General features: G+C 42.9%; 17 protein-coding genes. 8 read left to right on the forward strand and 9 right to left on the reverse strand.

The window, feature by feature from the left end; translation table 11 throughout:
• Nucleotides 1-36 precede the first annotated feature (36 nt).
• On the reverse strand, nt 37-594 hold the full coding sequence (gene efp / locus V7K27_RS12775; protein WP_334947647.1) for an elongation factor P: 558 nt from the start codon (nt 592-594) through the stop codon (nt 37-39).
• A gap of 333 nt (nt 595-927) precedes the next feature.
• Here efp and V7K27_RS12780 point away from each other — a divergent pair, with 333 nt between their 5' ends.
• Both V7K27_RS12780 and V7K27_RS12785 read left to right on the forward strand, forming a co-directional pair.
• A complete protein-coding gene (locus V7K27_RS12780; protein ID WP_334947649.1) occupies nt 928-2,034 on the forward strand; it encodes a peptidylprolyl isomerase in 1,107 nt (368 codons plus the stop codon).
• A 1,119-nt stretch (nt 2,035-3,153) separates the two neighbouring features.
• Complete coding sequence (locus tag V7K27_RS12785) at nt 3,154-5,433, forward strand: DUF4347 domain-containing protein (protein ID WP_334947651.1); 2,280 nt, start codon at nt 3,154-3,156, stop codon at nt 5,431-5,433.
• A gap of 124 nt (nt 5,434-5,557) precedes the next feature.
• Here V7K27_RS12785 and V7K27_RS12790 read toward each other — a convergent pair whose 3' ends face one another.
• A complete protein-coding gene (locus V7K27_RS12790; RefSeq protein WP_334947653.1) occupies nt 5,558-6,130 on the reverse strand; it encodes a Uma2 family endonuclease in 573 nt (190 codons plus the stop codon).
• Between the two features lie 308 nt (nt 6,131-6,438).
• On the opposite strand from V7K27_RS12790, the gene V7K27_RS12795 reads away from it, so the two are divergent.
• Nucleotides 6,439-6,993, forward strand: coding sequence for a pentapeptide repeat-containing protein (locus tag V7K27_RS12795; protein WP_334947655.1), 555 nt, complete (start codon nt 6,439-6,441; stop codon nt 6,991-6,993).
• Nucleotides 6,994-7,019: 26 nt separating this feature from the next.
• Here the strand turns inward: V7K27_RS12795 and V7K27_RS12800 are convergent, their stop codons facing one another.
• Complete coding sequence (locus V7K27_RS12800) at nt 7,020-7,592, reverse strand: Uma2 family endonuclease (RefSeq protein WP_334947656.1); 573 nt, start codon at nt 7,590-7,592, stop codon at nt 7,020-7,022.
• Between the two features lie 179 nt (nt 7,593-7,771).
• Between V7K27_RS12800 and thiL the strand changes: the two genes are divergently transcribed.
• On the forward strand, nt 7,772-8,794 hold the full coding sequence (gene thiL, locus V7K27_RS12805) for a thiamine-phosphate kinase (RefSeq protein ID WP_334947658.1): 1,023 nt from the start codon (nt 7,772-7,774) through the stop codon (nt 8,792-8,794).
• A 68-nt stretch (nt 8,795-8,862) separates the two neighbouring features.
• Here the strand turns inward: thiL and V7K27_RS12810 are convergent, their stop codons facing one another.
• Both V7K27_RS12810 and nadD read right to left on the reverse strand, forming a co-directional pair.
• The gene (locus tag V7K27_RS12810; RefSeq protein ID WP_334947660.1) at nt 8,863-9,876 is read right to left on the reverse strand and encodes a type I glyceraldehyde-3-phosphate dehydrogenase; all 1,014 of its coding nucleotides are present in this window, start codon (nt 9,874-9,876) and stop codon (nt 8,863-8,865) included.
• Between the two features lie 116 nt (nt 9,877-9,992).
• Nucleotides 9,993-10,643 (reverse strand): nicotinate (nicotinamide) nucleotide adenylyltransferase, encoded by a 651-nt coding sequence (gene nadD / locus V7K27_RS12815; protein WP_334947662.1) that lies wholly within the window; start codon nt 10,641-10,643, stop codon nt 9,993-9,995.
• Nucleotides 10,644-11,046: 403 nt separating this feature from the next.
• On the opposite strand from nadD, the gene murC reads away from it, so the two are divergent.
• The 4 genes from murC (at nt 11,047) to V7K27_RS12835 (ending at nt 15,253) form a co-directional block, all read left to right on the forward strand.
• Entirely contained in the window at nt 11,047-12,510 is a 1,464-nt protein-coding gene (gene murC / locus V7K27_RS12820) for a UDP-N-acetylmuramate--L-alanine ligase (protein WP_334947664.1), read from the forward strand.
• Between the two features lie 113 nt (nt 12,511-12,623).
• Nucleotides 12,624-13,625, forward strand: a complete 1,002-nt coding sequence (murB, locus tag V7K27_RS12825; RefSeq protein ID WP_334947665.1) for a UDP-N-acetylmuramate dehydrogenase — start codon at nt 12,624-12,626, stop codon at nt 13,623-13,625.
• A 699-nt stretch (nt 13,626-14,324) separates the two neighbouring features.
• On the forward strand, nt 14,325-14,672 hold the full coding sequence (locus V7K27_RS12830) for a YbaB/EbfC family nucleoid-associated protein (RefSeq protein ID WP_292762183.1): 348 nt from the start codon (nt 14,325-14,327) through the stop codon (nt 14,670-14,672).
• A 77-nt stretch (nt 14,673-14,749) separates the two neighbouring features.
• Complete coding sequence (locus V7K27_RS12835; protein ID WP_334947679.1) at nt 14,750-15,253, forward strand: low molecular weight protein-tyrosine-phosphatase; 504 nt, start codon at nt 14,750-14,752, stop codon at nt 15,251-15,253.
• A gap of 360 nt (nt 15,254-15,613) precedes the next feature.
• On the opposite strand, the gene V7K27_RS12840 is transcribed toward V7K27_RS12835, so the two are convergent.
• From V7K27_RS12840 to crtA, 4 genes are all read right to left on the reverse strand, one after another.
• Complete coding sequence (locus tag V7K27_RS12840; protein WP_334947667.1) at nt 15,614-16,297, reverse strand: response regulator transcription factor; 684 nt, start codon at nt 16,295-16,297, stop codon at nt 15,614-15,616.
• 591 nt (nt 16,298-16,888) lie between these two features.
• Nucleotides 16,889-17,458 carry an HpsJ-like protein, cyanoexosortase A-associated gene (hpsJ-A, locus tag V7K27_RS12845; RefSeq protein WP_334947669.1) on the reverse strand — a complete coding sequence of 190 codons (570 nt, stop codon included), beginning with the start codon at nt 17,456-17,458 and terminating at the stop codon, nt 16,889-16,891.
• A 26-nt stretch (nt 17,459-17,484) separates the two neighbouring features.
• Nucleotides 17,485-18,201: a cyanoexosortase A system-associated protein gene (locus V7K27_RS12850; RefSeq protein WP_334947671.1), complete on the reverse strand. Its 717-nt coding sequence runs from the start codon at nt 18,199-18,201 to the stop codon at nt 17,485-17,487.
• Nucleotides 18,198-18,725, reverse strand: coding sequence for a cyanoexosortase A (crtA, locus tag V7K27_RS12855; RefSeq protein ID WP_334947681.1), 528 nt, complete (start codon nt 18,723-18,725; stop codon nt 18,198-18,200). Before crtA ends, V7K27_RS12850 begins: the two co-directional genes overlap by 4 nt.
• Between the last annotated feature and the right edge of the window lie 147 nt (nt 18,726-18,872).

Here is an 18,872-nt window from a genome sequence, read left to right on the forward strand (position 1 = left end):
TTAAATCGGAGGCAAACATCTCAGTCGAGATGAAAGTTATTCCCTGCTGATATATTTATCTTCCTGAGTATCAATTCGGATGCGTTCTCCTTGAGTGATAAACAAAGGAACCATCACAACTGCACCAGTTTCCAGAGTTGCTGGCTTTGAGCCACCTGTAGCAGTATCACCTTTTATACCTGGATCTGTTTGTACAACTTCCAGAGTCACAGACTTAGGCAATTCTACTCCCAGCACCTGTTCGCCCCACCGGATAACTTCGGCTTCCATACCTTCCTTGAGATATTTGACGCGATCGCCAATTTGTGCGCGGGTCAATCTGCCTTCTTCGTATGTTTCCATATCCATAAAGACAAACTCATCGCCCTCTTTATAGGTATGTTGCATCGTGCTTTTTTCTAGAGTGGCTTGCGGCAGTGTTTCCCCGGCTCGGAACGTTTTTTCGATCACGCTCCCGCTTTGGACATTTCTCAGTTTGGTTCTGACAAAGGCGGAACCTTTGCCTGGCTTAACGTGGAGGAATTCGATCACTCGCCATACAGTCCCATCTAAGACAATTGAAACACCAGGTCGAAAATCGTTACTGGAGATCATGAAACTTTCAAATTTTGGAAGACAATCGGCATTTATTGTACCCTTCAAGCGGAGTAATTAGCTATTTAGTCATTTGGCATTGGGCAAACAGGGCAATTCAATTTTGGATTTTGGATTGACGATTTTGGATTAAATTTCAATTCTTTAATCTAAAATCTAAAATCTAAAATCTAAAATCTAAAATTCTTACTCCCCCTGCTTCCTCATCTCCCTCATCCCCCTCATCCCCCTCATCCCCCCACTCCCCACTCCCCACTCAGCACTCATACTGTGGGAAGATTATTGATGGGTTACGTCCAGTCAACAATTCAATGCTGCATTTGAGTTTATCCCATGCTTAACTTATTAAAATCGTGGCTGAAGAACAGCCTAATGGCAATACTGCTGGTAACAATATTTTTAGGCATAACTACATCTGGGTGGACTCCCTCTAGTAGTGCCGCGCTGCCAGCTGGCAATGCAATTACCGACGGCAATGCTCTGTTGCGGTATGCACTCCCGATAGATAACAAACCTGTGCGGGAACTACAAGCCAGTTTAGAAGACATTTCTGCCCAACTGCGGGCGAATCGGCGTTGGGGTGCTATTTCCAAAGACATCAGCAAAGCATCCCGCATTCTTGATAAACCCTCCCAAATCTTAACAAGCGTTCCTGAAGAACGCCAACCCCAAGCCGAAGCTTGGATTACCGAATTGAAATCTGGGGTGGGTAAACTGCAAGAATTGGCGGACAGCAAAGATAAAGAACAAATTCTGCAAGATAGAGGTAAACTGCTGAATCTCGTCACTCAGCTAGAAGAGTCAATGGTGAAACAATTCCCCTTTGAAGTGCCTGCCCAGTATAGTAACCTGCCGCAACTTAAAGGTCGTGCCACTGTAGAATTCAAAACTAATAAAGGCGATTTGACTCTTGTAGTAGACGGTTACAGCGCCCCTGTCACTGCTGGTAATTTTGTAGATTTGGTACAGAGGGGTTTTTATAATGGCTTAGAATTTACCCGTTCTGAAGAATCTTACTTTCTGCAAACTGGAGATCCTGCTGGCAAAGACGTGGGTTTCATTGACCCAACAACGGGCAAATATCGCGCTATTCCCTTAGAAGTCTTAGTTCAGGGTGATAAAGCACCTACTTATGGCATTACTCTCGAAGAAGCCGGTCGTTACGTTGATATGCCAGTTCTACCTTTCTCTGCCTTTGGTGCAGTGGTGATGGCTCGTCCCGAAAGTGAAGTGAATGGTGGTTCATCACAATTTTTCTTCTTTCTGTTTGAACCAGAACTCACCCCCGCCGGACGCAACCTATTGGATGGTCGTTATGCCGTTTTTGGCTATCTCACCGAAGGCAAAGAAGTTTTGGATAAACTGAAGGCGGGTGACAAAATTGAATCGGCAACTGTGGTTCAGGGAATAGAAAATCTAGTTGAGCCGCAAGCAGCATAAGAAGAGAGCAGGGGTTTGAAACTGTTCAATAATTTATGCCCATAACTAGTAGTCTGTCAAGCTTAAATTGATGGGTAGTGCGAGCATCTTGCTCGCGTCGTGAGCGAGACGCTCACACTACCAACCCAGCAAAGTTGACTTGACAGACTACTAGTAGTCTGTCAAGAACTAATTGACGGGTAAATAAATTTTTCAATTTTTCTTCTTTCTTCTTTCCTTCTTCCTTAGCGCTCTTTGCGACGGCAGTCGCTCATGGGGTAGACCCCCTCTGAGCGACTGCCTCTCCTTTGCGGTTCGTTCTTTTATCCGTCAAAATGTATTTGACAGACTACTAGACAAGTCTTACTATTTGTCGGTACCTTGAATAACCTAACCCGCAACCGCTCCCCAAAAAGGGCTAGGGTCCACACATAAGTAGGACTTACGCAAAAGTACACGCTGTAGGGGCAATTCATGAATCATTGGTGTCAACTTAACGTGAAAGCCAGTCTATAAGCAGCTTTTAAGATTGTCTCGTTCCCAGTTTCCGACTGGGAATGCCCGTCATTGAGGCTCCGCCTCTGTTACTGGCGGCAGAGCCACCAGTAACTGCATTTCCAGCAAGAGGCTGGAAACGAGATTTGAAAAGGGTTTTGGCTTAAGTTGACACGCATGTTCATGAATTGCCCCTACATGAAAATAAGGGTTTCGGCTATTGTTTGCGTAAGTCCTGATAAGTCATCGAATTACCTAAAACAAAACAAAAACCTCACCCTGGTTCTGCGTAGCAGAACCAGGGTGAGGTTTCTTTGGCTATTCGATAAACCGTAAATTGCGTCAAGAGAGACGTGTCTGTAAACCGTAGCCTCGTAGGAGAGGGAGTGACAACGAAAAATAAGCTTTTTAACATCAGTCCGACGAGTTCAAAAAATAGCCGGAGGTAAAGTATGCAAGTCTTTTGGATAAATTTTGTCGAGCCAATGTTAAATCAGTGAATTTACTGAAGTTAACTATTAGTTTTTTATATAAGTTTAATGGTTTACTTCTCTGCTATGCCAAAAAAATCCTGCTTCTACGTGATTTCCAGGATATAGCACGCAACGACTGCAAAGAAAAAACTATTAATTAATAAGAGTAATTATGTCAGACACCATCCTGAGCGCGATCGCAAAAGAGCCAACTCAAGACTTACATAAGTACACACCTCCTACTCGCCTAGTTTTCATCGACCCACAAGTTGAGAAATACCAAAATCTGGTAGCAGGTGTCTTGCCCAACACGACTGTTATCGTCTTAGATGCCGACCAAAATGGCATTGAACAAATTAGCCAAGTGTTGGCAACTCATAGGGTAATCAACAGCCTACACATTGTTTCTCACGGCGCACCAGGGCAAGTCTACCTGGGGAACAGTCAACTCAGCCACGAAACCCTCAACCGTTATGCTTGGGAACTCATGGACTGGGCAAATGTTTTGAGTGCAGATGCACAACTGCTCTTGTATGGTTGCGAAGTCGGGCAAACACAGCAAGGTAAAGCATTTGTACAGCGCCTGAGTGAATTAACAGGTGCAGTAGTAGCGGCATCTGACGACTTAACGGGGAGTACTGCATTAGGTGGTGACTGGGAACTGGAGGTTTCTACGGGGGCAATTGTTCCGACTCTGGCATTTGAGGCAGAAGTAATGACAGCCTACGCTTCAGTACTAGGTGTAGTAATCCTTGACACCAGCTTCAACACTACTGGCAAGGTAACAACCGACTTTGGCAGCGATAATGACTATGGCAAGAGTATCACCGTGCAACCTGACGGCAAAATTCTCGTGGCGGGAGGTAGCTATAACGGGACAAATAATGACTTTGCCATAGTGCGTTACAACAGCAATGGCACACTCGACACCAGCTTCAACATTACTGGCAAGGTAACAACCGACTTTACTAACAGTAATGACTATGGCTCCAGTATCACCGTACAACCTGACGGCAAGATTCTCGTAGCGGGAGATAGCTATAACGGGACAAATAGTGACTTTGCCATAGCACGTTACAACAGCAATGGCACACTCGACACCAGCTTCAACATTACTGGCAAGATAAGAACCGACTTTACTAACAGTAATGACTTTGGCTCCAGTATCACCGTACAACCTGACGGCAAGATTCTCGTGGCGGGAGGTAGCTATAACGGGAAAAATTATGACTTTGCCATAGTGCGTTACAACAGGAATGGCAGTCTCGACACCAGCTTCAACACTACTGGTAAGCTAACAACCAACTTTACTAACGGCGATGACTTTGGCAACAGTATCACCGTGCAACCTGACGGCAAGATTCTCGTGGCGGGAGGTAGCGATAACGGCATAAATAATGACTTTGCCATAGTGCGTTACAACAGGAATGGCAGTCTCGACACCAGCTTTAACACTACTGGTAAGGTAACTACCGACTTTGCCAGTAATAATGACTCTGCCTACAGTATCACCGTACAACCTGACGGCAAGATTCTCGTGGCGGGAGGTAGCGATAACGGCATAAATAATGACTTTGCCCTAGCGCGTTACAACAGCAATGGCAGTCTCGACACCAGCTTTAACACTACTGGTAAGGTAACAACCGACTTTGCCAGCAATAATAATAATTCTGGCTACAGTCTCGCTGTGCAACCTGACGGTAAGATTCTCGTAGCTGGAGATAGCGATAACGGGACAAATTATGACTTTGCCATAGCGCGTTACAACAATAATGGCAGTCTCGACACCAGCTTTAACACTACTGGTAAGGTAACAACCGACTTTGCTAACGGCGATGACTCTGGCTACAGTCTCACCCTACAACCTGACGGCAAGATTCTCGTAGCTGGAGAAAGCTATAACGGGACAAATTATGACTTTGCCACAGCGCGTTACTTGGTTAACCAAGTTGGCGAAGTAATTGATTTACGGACTGTGACACAATTGGTAACAGCTAGCTTTACAGTTAAGAGAGAAGCATCCTACGACAGCTATGTGGGCTTTTATCAGGTAGCTGATCAGAATGGTGGCATTGACACCAACGGCGATGGTAAAGCAGATATTCTCGTTGGACAGCCTGGTTACACCCAAGCCGCCGTGCATGAGCGTGTTCCAGGCATTGACTTGACAGTGAATAAACAAGGTACAGCAAATTACACAGGAACTTTCGAGCCAGGTTCTATCTTTGCGCCATTTATTATTGTTAATGGTAGACCCGATGCCATTCTCGATAGCGATGCCAATAACGATCCGAAGGTTTACTTCCCATTCTTGGGCGCTAACTCAGATAAAGTAGATCACATTCGCCTATTTGGGAATAACACCTTTGGTTTTGAGGATTTACCAAATGGTGGCGATAAAGATTACAACGATGTCCTTGTGCAGGTGAATTGGAGTGTGAATGCTGCATAGTATTAATCGCTGGTAATCTTTGCTATGACTTACGCATTGACAAAAAAGCCTAAGTATGTATAGTCGGAGAACCAATATCTTTCGTAGGGGCAATTCATGAATTGCCCCTACGCGCTCCTAACTCCTAACTCAGCTTCCCGGCGGTGAATACCTGATCAACTGCGATCGCTAATTCGGGAAAAGTCCGCGATATAATTTGCTGATTGACTGTAAAAACTGTTTCTTCATAAAATCCATCTTCCAGTAGTAACACTGAAATATTCGCTGACAGTGGGTCTACAATCCAATATTCAGGAACCTCCAAGGCTGCATATTCAGATCGCTTATGGCGATAATCCCGCTTCACCGATTCTGGACTGACCACCTCGACAATTAGTAACGGGGGTGACTCAAATACTGCTGAGGCATTTAACAATTCTCTGGCTTGCTCAAGTGTCACCACACACAAATCAGTCAACCTAGATTTATTTCTACCCGTTCTCACCCCACTTTCCCGAAAACACAGCCAAGTAGAGTTACCACGTTTGATTTCTGCATCTAATAATCGCTCAAGAAATTTGGCAATCAGGAAATGTTCAATAGTAGGTGGATTCATTAGCTCTAGCTTGCCATCCACCAGTTCATAATGAAAATCGCTACCATCATCATAGGTTAAGTACTCCTCAAAGGTGATGCTGGTTACTGGTGTACTGACCATCCCAACTGTCTCCTAAACGATACCCCGATCTTAAACAGTAAAGTGAGGAGGATGAAGGGCAGGGCGAACGCATCATGTAAATAAAGGGATTCTATTCTCAATAAACTCCAAAATAGTCCCATTAATCACTACTTCTTGACATATCTTTAGCGTAAGCGTAGACCGTCGTAGACATCGCTTTGAGTCTTGGAAACTAAACCAAACGAGAAATGCTGATTTTGTCGTTGGTTCTTAACGTTGGTTGCGATCAAGAGTAATTTAAATGCGTTTGCCCTGGAGTGTAAATGGATGCTAGAGATAAGTAAGTTATGGACAGAGAGGAATTTATCAAGCGCTACAGTAATGAATCCGATTTGGTTGGGATTGATTTGAGTGGAGCTGATCTCAGAGGGCTTGGTTTTGATGGAGATATGAGTGGAGCCAATCTCAGTGATGCCAACTTGGAAGGATCTGATTTGGGAGCTGTTGAACTGTGCGATGCCAACCTGAGTGGAGCTAACTTGAGAAATGCCATTTTGGATGATATTGACTTCAGTGGAGCTAATCTCACTGGAGCTGACCTGAGCGGTGTTCGTATGCATCAAGCCAGTTTCAATAATGCTATTTTGAAGGATGTTAACCTGAGTGGTGCCGATTTGTTGCAAACTGTATTTGATAGTGCTGACTTGAGGAGTGTCAATCTCAGTGAAGCTTTTCTCGATGAAACTTTCTTTTACAATACCAACCTCACCAACGCCAATTTGATGGGGGCTAAGTACTTGAGTGAACGTAGACTGAAGGGTACTATCTTGTGCAACACTATCATGCCAGATGGGAGTATTAGAAATGATGGTTGTAGGGAAATGAGGGAGAATAATTACTAACTCTTAACTTCTAGTTTCTAACTCCCCTAACTCAGCTTCCCGGCGGTGAACACCCGATCAACTGCGATCGCTAATTCGGGAAAAGTCCGCGATATAATTTGCTGATTGACTGTAAAAACTGTTTCTTCATAAAATCCATCTTCCAGTAGTAACACTGAAATATTCGCTGACAGTGGGTCTACAATCCAATATTCAGGAACCTCCAAGGCTGCATATTCAGATCGCTTATGGCGATAATCCCGCTTCACCGATTCTGGACTGACCACCTCGACAATTAGTAACGGGGGTGACTCAAATACTGCTGAGGCATTTAACAATTCTCTGGCTTGCTCAAGTGTCACCACACACAAATCAGTCAACCTAGATTTATTTCTACCCGTTCTCACCCCACTTTCCCGAAAACACAGCCAAGTAGAGTTACCACGTTTGATTTCTGCATCTAATAATCGCTCAAGAAATTTGGCAATCAGGAAATGTTCAATAGTAGGTGGATTCATTAGCTCTAGCTTGCCATCCACCAGTTCATAATGAAAATCGCTACCATCATCATAGGTTAAGTACTCCTCAAAGGTGATGCTGGTTACTGGTGTACTGACCATTCCAACTGTCTCCTAAACGATACCCATATCTTAAATCGTAAAGCTAGGGAAATGAGACAGATAAAGGAGCAGGGGGAGTAAGAATTTTGGATTTTAGATTTGGGATTTTAGATTGAAATTTAATCCAAAATCGTCAATCCAAAATCTAAAATTGAATTGCCCTGTTTGGCCAATGCCCAATGAACAGTGAGTTATCTTCTCTACAAGTAAAAGACATTGGTGAACAAGGTCTTTTAGAAAGATTGCAGCGCTTCTGTCCTCCAGAAATTATTGGGGATGATGCAGCAGTACTTGTGACTGCACCAGAGCAATCTTTGGTAGTAACTACAGATGTGCTGGTTGATGGCGTACATTTTAGCGATGTTACCACTTCCCCAGAAGATGCTGGTTGGCGAGCTGCTGCTGCCAATTTATCAGATTTAGCGGCAATGGGTGCTTCCCCATTGGGAATCACTGTCGGGTTGGGACTTCCCGGTGAAGTTAGGGTGAGTTGGGTTGAGCGACTATACCAGGGAATGACAGAATGCCTGCAAAAATACAATACCTCAATTGTCGGGGGTGATATTGTGCGATCGCCTGTGACAACTCTGGCAATTACCGCTTTTGGTCAAGTTCACCCTAGTCAAATTATCCGCCGTTCTGCTGCTGTTGTCGGAGATGCGATCGTTGTTACAGGTGTTCATGGAGCCTCCCACGCTGGCTTAGAACTGCTTTTGCATCCCGAATTGGGAAAAAACCTCAAAAATGCAGAACGCACGGCTCTAATCCACGCACACCAACGCCCACAGCCACGATTAGATGTCTTACCAATCCTCTGGAAAATCTTAGCATCCCCATGCCCAATGCCCATTTCTGGTATGGATAGCAGTGATGGTTTAGCAGATGCGATTATCCAAATTTGCCGCGCCAGTGGCGTTGGCGCTGTCTTAGAACACAGACAAATTCCCGTACCAAAAACTTTTAACCATTGGCTGACACCAGAGCAAGCGCTAGAATATGCTCTATACGGTGGCGAAGACTTTGAATTAGTGCTGTGTTTACCACAAAAGTTAGCATCAGCCTTAGTGCAACATCTTGGTGAAGGTGCTGCGATCGCGGGCAGAATTACAGCCGGATCAACAGTATTATTGCACGACGAACAAAAAAAATTTCCTGACCAAGTTCTGAGTCTTAGCCAGGGATTTCAACACTTTGGTCAATAGTCCTTTGTCATTTGTCCTTTGTCATTTTTCTAATGACTAATGACCAATGACTAATGACCAATGACTAATTAAACCCACTTCTCGGCTACCAATTCCGCCAAATCCAAAACTCGTTGGCTGTAACCCCACTCGTTGTCATACCACGCCATAACTTTCACTAGATCATTACCTAAGACCAAAGTCAAGTTAGCATCGACAATTGAAGAAGCATCATGACCTTGATAATCAGACGATACTAATTCTAGTTCGCTGTAGGCCAAAATACCTTTAAGTGAACCTTCAGCAGCATCTTTAAGAGCTTGATTAACTTCTTCAGTAATAGTACGCTTCTCAACCTGAACTACGAAATCTACCATTGAGACGTTCGGGGTCGGTACACGCAAGGCAACGCCATTTAGCTTGCCTCTAAGCTCTGGGATTACCAGCGCTACGGCTTTTGCTGCACCAGTGGAGGTGGGTACAATATTTATCGCTGCTGCCCTCGCCCGTCGCAAATCCCGGTGAGAAGCGTCTAGCAAGCGCTGATCGCCTGTATAACTATGGGTGGTGGTCATCGTACCTTTGATAATGCCGAACTTATCGTTCAACACCTTGGCGATCGGTGCCAAGCAGTTGGTTGTACAGCTAGCGTTACTGATAATGTGGTGTATGTTGTGGTCATAGTCGTGATGATTCACACCAATCACAAAAGTGCCATCCTCGTTTTTACCAGGAGCGGTAATCAGAACTTTCTTGGCTCCAGCATTCACATGCTTGAGCGCACCTTCTTTGCTAGTAAACACCCCGGTTGCTTCGATAATTAGGTCAATTCCCCAATCTTTCCAGGGCAATTTTTCTGGGTTGCGATCGGATACGCACTTAATGGTCTTACCGTTAACGATGATCGAGTTATCATCGGCACTAATCTCAGCACCCTTGATCTTGCCTAGCATCGAGTCATACTTTAGCAGGTGAGCATTGGTTCTAGGGTCTGACGTGTCATTAATAGCGACAAGATCGATTTTACTATTTTCTCTGCCCACCCAACAACGCGCAAAGTTACGTCCAATCCGCCCGAAACCGTTGATTGCAACTCTAATCACAGTGTCTTGCCCTCTGTATTTATGCTTATATGTTGATATCGTTGACCCCAATCATATCGCAAAGGGGGGAAGGACTCTTAACCATAAACTGTTAGATCAATAAAAAAACACATAATTTATTCAGATTTGTGGGAGTAGAGGTTGTTGTTAGTGATATATGATCTAACCGATTCCGGGACTAAGTAACGAATTGACTGGCGATCGCCCTTGGCGTTAACGAAGTTATCACCGCAAATTTTGCGAATTAGACTTGACGAAACTCCTACTAAAGGTATATTCAAGAGTTGCCAGTGAATGGTATATGACTGCTCCCTGATTTTTTCCTCCACTTGCTTGCAGATTAATTTGCTTTGAGTTATAGTCTCACCACCTAGCAGTCGGGGTGCGATTAACCAATCACACATTTGTGCTAGTTCGTGTCCACGGTACCAACGAGGTAAGGTTTGGAAAGCATCCAAACCCACAATCCAGTACCAGTGAGTATTTGGATAAGAAGCAGATAAGTCTAACAGGGTGTTAATGGCATAAGTTGTCCCAGAGCGATTTGCCTCCACTAGTGAGACAGTAAACGCTGGGTTATCTTTTATGCCTAATTGCAGCATTTGGACACGATGCTCAAACAAAGCTGCTTCTTTGTGAGGAGGATTTAGGGATGGCACCCAAATTACCTTTTCAAGGGATACTTGATGCAAAGCTGTCTCGCCTACGAGCAGGTGTCCCCAATGAATTGGATCAAATGTGCCACCAAAAATTGCAAGTTGTTGCATCCAGTTATGCCTGGGTTTTATGCAATTGAAAAATAGTTTCATTACCAATGTACTATTGTACTCAATTCACCCTTAGACTTGATGCAATTTCAAATCAGTTTCACTAAACAATGTATTATGTAGCCAATTCCAGTAAGGTAGCCAAAAATATGTATTTGACATTACAAGAATTTCTTTCCCGATGCGCCCAAAATTTTCCGAATAATTTTAACAACAGTTCAAAAATAGCAAAAACCTCCAACCAAGGTAAAATCATTCTGAACAAGGAAAACCAGAGCCGAAACATCATCTGGGCATCAAACATAAACATGATATAGGAGCAGTTACGGTAAAAATCAAATTCCTGTTATGATACGCGTGTCATTTGTGATTATGGTGTGGTGTGGTGTAAGAGGAGCAATAAATGACTAATTCTGTAGATTTTAGTGGTAGACCATTTCATTTTATTGGCATCGGTGGTATAGGTATGTCTGCTCTGGCATACGTTCTCGCCAAGCGTCAATTTCCAGTATCAGGTTCGGATCTTCGTGCAAACCACATTACGCACAAGTTGGAATCTATCGGTGCTTATATTTTTGATAGACAAGAGGCAAGCAATCTCGAATTCTTTCGCCCTCAGGTATTGGCGAATGCAGTAGTATTAAATTCACAAGAACAATTACCTACTGATAGTAAGTCAAAACTGCCTCAAGTCATTTGTTCAACAGCAATTAACACGAATAATTTAGAATACAAAGCAGCACTGGAATTAGGTTGTCCAATTTTACATCGTTCAGATGTACTAGCCGCCTTAATTGCCGATTACTACAGTATTGCAGTGGCAGGAACACACGGCAAAACTACAACCAGTAGTATGATTGGCTATATGCTTTTGGAAGCTGGTTTAGACCCAACGATTTTAGTAGGTGGCGAAGTCAATGCTTGGTCCGGTAATGCTCGATTGGGACAAAGCCAATATTTGGTAGCCGAAGCAGACGAATCTGATGGTTCCTTGGTAAAACACGCTCCAGAGATTGGCATCATCACCAATATTGAACTCGATCATCCTGACCATTACGATACATTGGAAGAAGTCATTGACATCTTCCAGACATTTGCTAGGGGTTGTAAAACGTTAATAGGTAGTATTGATTGTGCGACAGTGCGCGATCGCTTGCAACCCACAATCAGCTACAGTTTACACTCAGATACAGACGCTGATTACACCGTCACCAATATTGATTATCGCGCTGATGGCACCACAGCTCTAGTTTGGGAAAGAGGCAAAGCTTTGGGCGTGTTGAAGTTGCGGCTGCTCAGTCGGCACAATCTCAGCAATGCTTTAGCAGCCGTGGCTGTTGGTCGCGTCTTGGGTTTGGAATTTGGAGAAATTGCCAAAGGTATTGCCACCTTTGAAGGAGCAAGACGTCGCTTTGAGTTCCGGGGTGAAGTCAATGGTATTACCTTCATCGATGACTATGCTCATCACCCCAGCGAGATTCGCGCTACTCTCGCCGCAGCCCGTTTACAAGCAAGACCAGGGCAAAGAGTGGTTGCCATCTTCCAACCCCATCGCTATAGCCGGACACTGACCTTTTTAGAAGAATTTGCCGAGTCCTTTACCCATGCTGATTTGGTAGTGCTGACTGATATTTACAGTGCAGGTGAACCCAATTTAGGACAAATTAGTGGTGAACAGCTAGCGGCGGAAATTACTAAACACCATTCCCAGGTAGTTTATCAACCAACTTTACCCTCAGTGTATGAGTACCTGCTACAAACACTACGCCCAGGAGACTTGGCGCTGTTTTTGGGGGCTGGGAACTTGAATCAGGTGATTCCTGAAGTAATTACGACACTTTGCGAACCTGCTAAAGCCACATCTTAAGTGGAGACTTTGCGAAGTTTTATTTCTGAGCAAAGCAACGGTTGCATAAGTTAACTCTATTACCGTATCTTTGCGGTAAATAAATGTAAAAATTTTACCAATATAAAGTAAAGATGACAATTTCCCAGGCAGCTGGAAACGTCTGCACGGTTTCTGCTTTGAATACAAAGAAACACCAAACAACTAATTCGGTAGATAGTGAAGTAATTTGCTTACCCAATACTGATTGTGCGCTCAAGCCCCAGGCTTCCTTGTCAGCGTTTACTTCCTATAGAGTTGGGGGAGCAGCTGATTTGTATGTTGCCCCCCGAAACTTAGAAGCACTGCAAGCAAGTCTTAAATACGCAAAAGAACGTGACTTAAAGGTGACAACACTAGGAGCAGGTTCTAACTTGCTGGTGAGCGATCGCGGTATAACAGGTTTAGTGATTGCGACTCGTCATCTCCGCTTCAGCTACTTTGACCCAGAGACAGGTCAATTAACCGTTGCTGCGGGCGAATCAATTCCCAGCTTGGCATGGGCAGCAGCAGAATTAGGCTGGGAAGGATTAGAGTGGGCTGTTGGTATCCCTGGAACAGCTGGAGGTGCCGTGGTGATGAATGCCGGGGCACATAATAGCTGTATCGCAGATATGTTAGTTAGCGCCCAGGTACTTTCACGCGATGGGACACTGGAAACTCTGACCCCGGAACAGTTAGGTTATAGCTACCGAACTTCATTATTGCAAGGTGGCGATCGCATAGTCACCCAAGCCACATTACAACTCACCCCAGGTACTGACCCAGCAAAAGTTGTGGCAATCACCAAACAACACAAAAAGCATCGGTTAAGCACCCAACCATACAACTTCCCCAGTTGTGGCAGTGTGTTCCGCAATCCCAAACCTTACAGTGCTGGCTGGTTAATTGAACAAACTGGTCTGAAAGGCTACCAAATTGGTGGAGCACAAGTAGCACTACTCCATGCTAATTTTATCGTTAACCGTGGTGGGGCCAAAGCTAGTGACATCTTCTGTCTCATTCGCCACATCCAACATCAAGTACAAGAACGTTGGTCTATTAATTTAGAGCCAGAAGTCAAAATGCTCGGAGAGTTTCAAGGTGCGTGTGGGTAGGGAGTGGGGAGTGGGGAGTGGGGAGTGGGGAGTGGGGGAGATGAGGGAGATGAGGGAGAAATAACCAATGTCCAATGCCCTACTCCCCATTTTATGACGCATTAATTATTGGTAAAAAAACAGGCAAATTACAAGAAAGACTGGGAAGTTTGAAAGCCCCTAAAGAACAGGTACACAGTACCGCATTCTGTCCTTTAGGTAGGGGATGAAAAACGACTCAGGTGGTTTTAACCACCGTCAGTATTCTATGAACATTCGAGGTTATAATAGGAATTACGCCACAGGTAGAATAACCGCTAGCACAAATGGATAACCAACCCCAAAACGACTGGCTAGGAAATAATAATGGATAGTGGGTAGCGAAAACACCACGATAAACATAAGCTAGGATGCTAACGCGCATTCAGACCAGTAAACAACACTATTTATTGATTGTACAAAGTACCGTAGGGCATACGGGAACTAGAGAAACGATTCTCTAACGCTTAAGGAGATGAGAGCCACCTGGGGTTGTTTAAATTAGACTCGGCATTTTGTTCTATTGAACGGGTGTGAGGTTTAAGTATTGCCGCAAGGATAGACAATTTTAAGGCACGTCGATGAGCTAAGAATCCCCGTCGCTTCAGCGTGGGGAGTGTCAATTACCGCATCTATAATTGAATTTGATTTGTTATTCAACGCACACGCGTACAAATAATTATGACAGGAAAAGGACAGGGATTTGGCTTTGGCTTAGGAAAAATGAAAGAATTGGCTGAAGCTTTTAAGAAAGCGCAGCAAGTTCAAGAAGGCGCAAAGCGACTCCAAGAAGAATTGGAGCAAATGGAGATTCAAGGAGAATCTGGCGGTGGTCTGGTGAAGGTGATTGTCAGTGGGAACCAAGAACCCAAGCGAGTGGAAATTTCTCCAGATGCTTTAGGCGAAGGTGCAGAAGTACTTTCCGATCTCGTGACAGTGGCAATGAAAGAAGCCTACAACAAGTCCACTGCAACAATGCGGGAACGTATGGAAGAATTAACTAGTGGGTTGGAACTTCCTGGATTTTAGTCAAGAGTCATTAGTCATTAGTCATTAGTCACTGGACAAAGGACAAATGACTATTGACAAAGGACAACGAAATATTTATGCCTTATAAGTTGCTATTTGTCTGCTTAGGTAACATCTGCCGATCGCCATCGGCAGAAAACATTATGAATCATCTCATTGAGCAGGCTGGCTTGAGCGATGGCTGCGCCGACGCCAAAGGCATACGCATCCTCTGTGACTCTGCTGGTACATCTAGTTATCATATTGGTAGCCCACCTGACAGACGCATGAGTGCTGCGGCGGCTACAAAGTTGGGAATTAAATTGCGTGGTCGCGCACGCCAGTTTCAAAAGTCAGACTTTCAAGACTTTGATCTGATTTTGGCAATGGATCAAGAAAATTATGAGAACATTCTCGCTCTTGATCAAACTAAGCAATATCAGCATAAAGTGCGTTTGATGTGCGAGTTTTGCTCTCGACACACCCTGAAGGAAGTTCCAGATCCCTATTACGGTGGTCAAGAGGGATTTAATCAGGTTATTGATTTACTGATCGATGCTTGTGAAGGTTTGTTGATAAAAGTTAGGAGTTATGAGTTATGAGTTAAAACTTCTAACTCCCCACTTTTAACAAAGTTTGGGGGTTTACAGCTATTTTCAGGTAAATAGACCACGCGGGTAGGGGCACAGCACTGCTGTGCCCCTACGACGGATGTGGTTCAAATACATGATTTCTGCTGTAATTCCCCCCTCTTGACAGGCAGCAGGAATTGAACGCCTAATTAAAATCCCCCGAAGTAATGCGAGTCGGAAACCGTCCCCACAACAGCACTCTTCTCTACGAGACGCTCCGCGAACGTCACAAAACGTAATTGCGTTCGCGTAGCGTGCCGGAGGCTCTATTGCGAATTGGTTTAACTCCTAACTCCTCACTCCTAACTCCTCACTCCTAACTCCTAACTTTTATTCCACCAGCCCATGCTTCATCGCAAAACGCACTAATTCCGCTCGATTGCTGGTTGAGGTTTTTCTCAATAAACTGCTAACGTACTTTTCCACTGTTCGAGGACTCAGGTGTAGCTGATGACCCATTTCGGCATTAGAAAGGCCATGAGTCAATAACTCAAGGACTTCCTGTTCTCTATGAGTTAGGGATGAGTGCAGATGGGATTTCTGAATTTGAGTGGACAGAGAATTCTGCACATCCGCCGCTTTTGTCGAGGCGGAAATGCCCAAACTCTCTTTATGAGAAAAACGATACTCCGATTGAATGATTTGCGATCGCTCCAAAAGATTGCGGATTGCTGCTGCTAACTCTTCCAGTTCAAAAGGCTTGGGTAAGTATAAATCACACCCCGACTGGTAGCCCAGAATTCTTTCCTGGGTCTTAGTTCGGGCTGTTAATAAAATTACAGGCAATAAACGAAACACTGGTTGTTGACGCACCCGGCGCACCAATTCATAGCCATTCATCCGTGGCATAACAATATCCGTGACAATCAAATCAGGATGATACTCATCCACCATAATCAAAGCCTCTTGACCGTCATTAGCCGTGATCACTGAGTAGCCAGACAGTTCAAGATAATCGCTAACAGACAGACGAGTGCCCAAATCATCATCCACTACAAGGATCGTCAAGGGCATGGATAATACACCCCTAGCTTTTTTTACTCAGAAATTTGCTTCTACGTGTTGCATCAGTGAACACAGACAAGAATAGTGTTCTTATGTTTCATACTATGACAGGATGACCAGCTAATAACGGCCTCAAGGTTGATTTATAAAGAAAATCTTAAATATTTAAGATCGGTTTAAGAAGTGTAACTCACCTTTAACTCCCTCTGCTTGGGAGGCACAGAGAGCTTTGTAATTTGTAATAACTCATCAATAAGGCAGAGTGAATGCTGACCATAGTGTAAATTAATATTAACTTAATTAATAATTTCCCAAAAGCTAATAGGACTTACGCACAAGAGATCCCCCAACCCCCGATAAATTGGGGGCTTTTAAGGTTCCCCCCAATTTATCGGGGGGTTAGGGGGGATCTAGGTTTCAGGTTTTGAGTGCGTAAGTCCTGGCTAAGTAAAGCTTTGTCTAAGTTGATAGCGAATGGAATCAAAAGGATCAACGTGCCCAGTGTGTAACACGCCAAATCGAAATAAAAGCAAATGAACAAATTAAAGCACCTAAATTCCATTTTAGAGAATTTCTAATGAGTTCTTTGTGTGTATTATTTTATACTACTTGAGCTTGATTATTAGTGTTTTTTTCTAATTGCCAAATTTGTGATAAAAGTTGACTTTTCACCTCTTGAGGATTTTTTAACTCTGGCGTATTCTCTTGGGGGTTTAAAGATTTTATGATTTGATTGATATCTTGGTTTGTTGTCGCCTTACTCAACACGTTCTTAATTTGTTGGATTTGGGTCATTTCTTGTGATGAATGATTTGTAATTTGCATCCGATTTTGATTATCGATACGCCAGGTATTATTAATTCCCAAAGGCAGCAGCAATAAGAATAAAATCCCAGCTAATAGAGCAGCCCATGAAATAAAATTTAATAGATATATTTCTACTTGTCTCCGATAATTCATTTCTCCAAAAAATACAAGCATTGATCCTATTAAAGGTAAAGGTGCATGTTCTACTAGCGCTCCGATCATTTGAAATTCCCAGACAGGATTAGTAAACTGAAAGGGAATAAAAATATTGACAACATCAATAAAAGACAATATTAATAATATGTAACCAATGAAGCGCAAATTAAAAATAGAAGGCCAGGAATCATTTTCTAATTTATTCATAATTAACTATTTGTGTTTGTGAAAATTTAATGTTTAGGAAAGCGAGGACTCCACCAACGATAGCAAGATAACCAAGCCTTTTCTAATAATTGATAGGCACTTTGATAGTCAGCATTATTTACAGGAATGGATAAATGTGCCCATAAACAACGTTTATCTAAAAAGCTTTGCTCACCAAGTAACCAAGGTAAAAAACGATTTAAGCGAATATTGTAAATCTGTCTATTGTGAAGAAATTGTTCTGTAGTAACTGTACCATCACCTTGGGGATTCATACAGCTACTTAAATATGCCTTATTTTCATAGGTAAACAAACCATAATATCCTATCCCTAGCTGCTGGTGTACTGTTTGAAATACCTTACCAGGAGGCAAATTTATAGTGGTATTATTTTTTATTAGTCCTTCAACGTCCCCTAATGTACCTACCACATAACGCATCTCTATATCCACAGGAATGCTGTTATAGCGATATCGATAGCGCCTACCAGCAATAACAACATCATATTTTGTTGATTCTTGTACCACTTTATCAATTAATAATTGACTTTCTAAGATTTTTCCGTCTGTTAATAAGAAATTGGTTGGAAATACAAAGTCGCTTACTTTATGACTAGCAGCATCAGCATCAAATATTAACTTTACTAAGGTCAAAAAAACCCCAACACAAGTTACAGCCAGCAATGATATTCGGATATGTACCCAAAATCTCATTTCTTTTTTAGATTGAGTAATTTTAATCATGCTGGTTTCTTTTCTATTAGAATCCAATGACAGACAAACCCGAAAGCTAAAATCGAAATTGTAGAAAATATTTGATTTCCAGATTCCCCATGCCAGTATTCAAACCCTTGATGATTGGAGTCTGCCACTAGCAATGTCATCAATACCAATCTAAAAACGTTAATAATAAATGCTAGAGATACAGCTACAATTGGTAATACAATTTTCTGAAATATATTAATAGGAAATACTAGAATAAAAACCAGTGATAATTGTAATAATAATAATAAGATGGCATTTAAGCCAGAACAACCAGGATATATCTCGATACCTCCTGTGGGAAGAATGACGTTCACACCTTGACGATACACGGCAAAACCTAGATACCAAAGTACAAAGTTTGCAACCTTAGCAGCGAATAAACTAACATCTACTTTAGCTGTAACTAACGATATGAGTAACCCATCAGATAAGGATAAAAGCAAAATTATAAATTCTTGCCAGTATTGCTTTAATCCTTTAATTCCTGATGCTATTAAAGCCAGCCCTAAAAATTAAAACAAAGCAAATATTTTGATAAAAAAAGATTCAAACCAGAATAACTGGAGTTTAGACTAGGCAACAAGAAAAGACTCAGCAACGCTGAGTTGAAAAGAAACAGATTTCAGATATGAAAATCTATAGTATTAAGC

The sequence above is a fragment of the Nostoc sp. genome, assembly GCF_036919575.1.
GTDB lineage: Bacteria > Cyanobacteriota > Cyanobacteriia > Cyanobacteriales > Nostocaceae > Nostoc.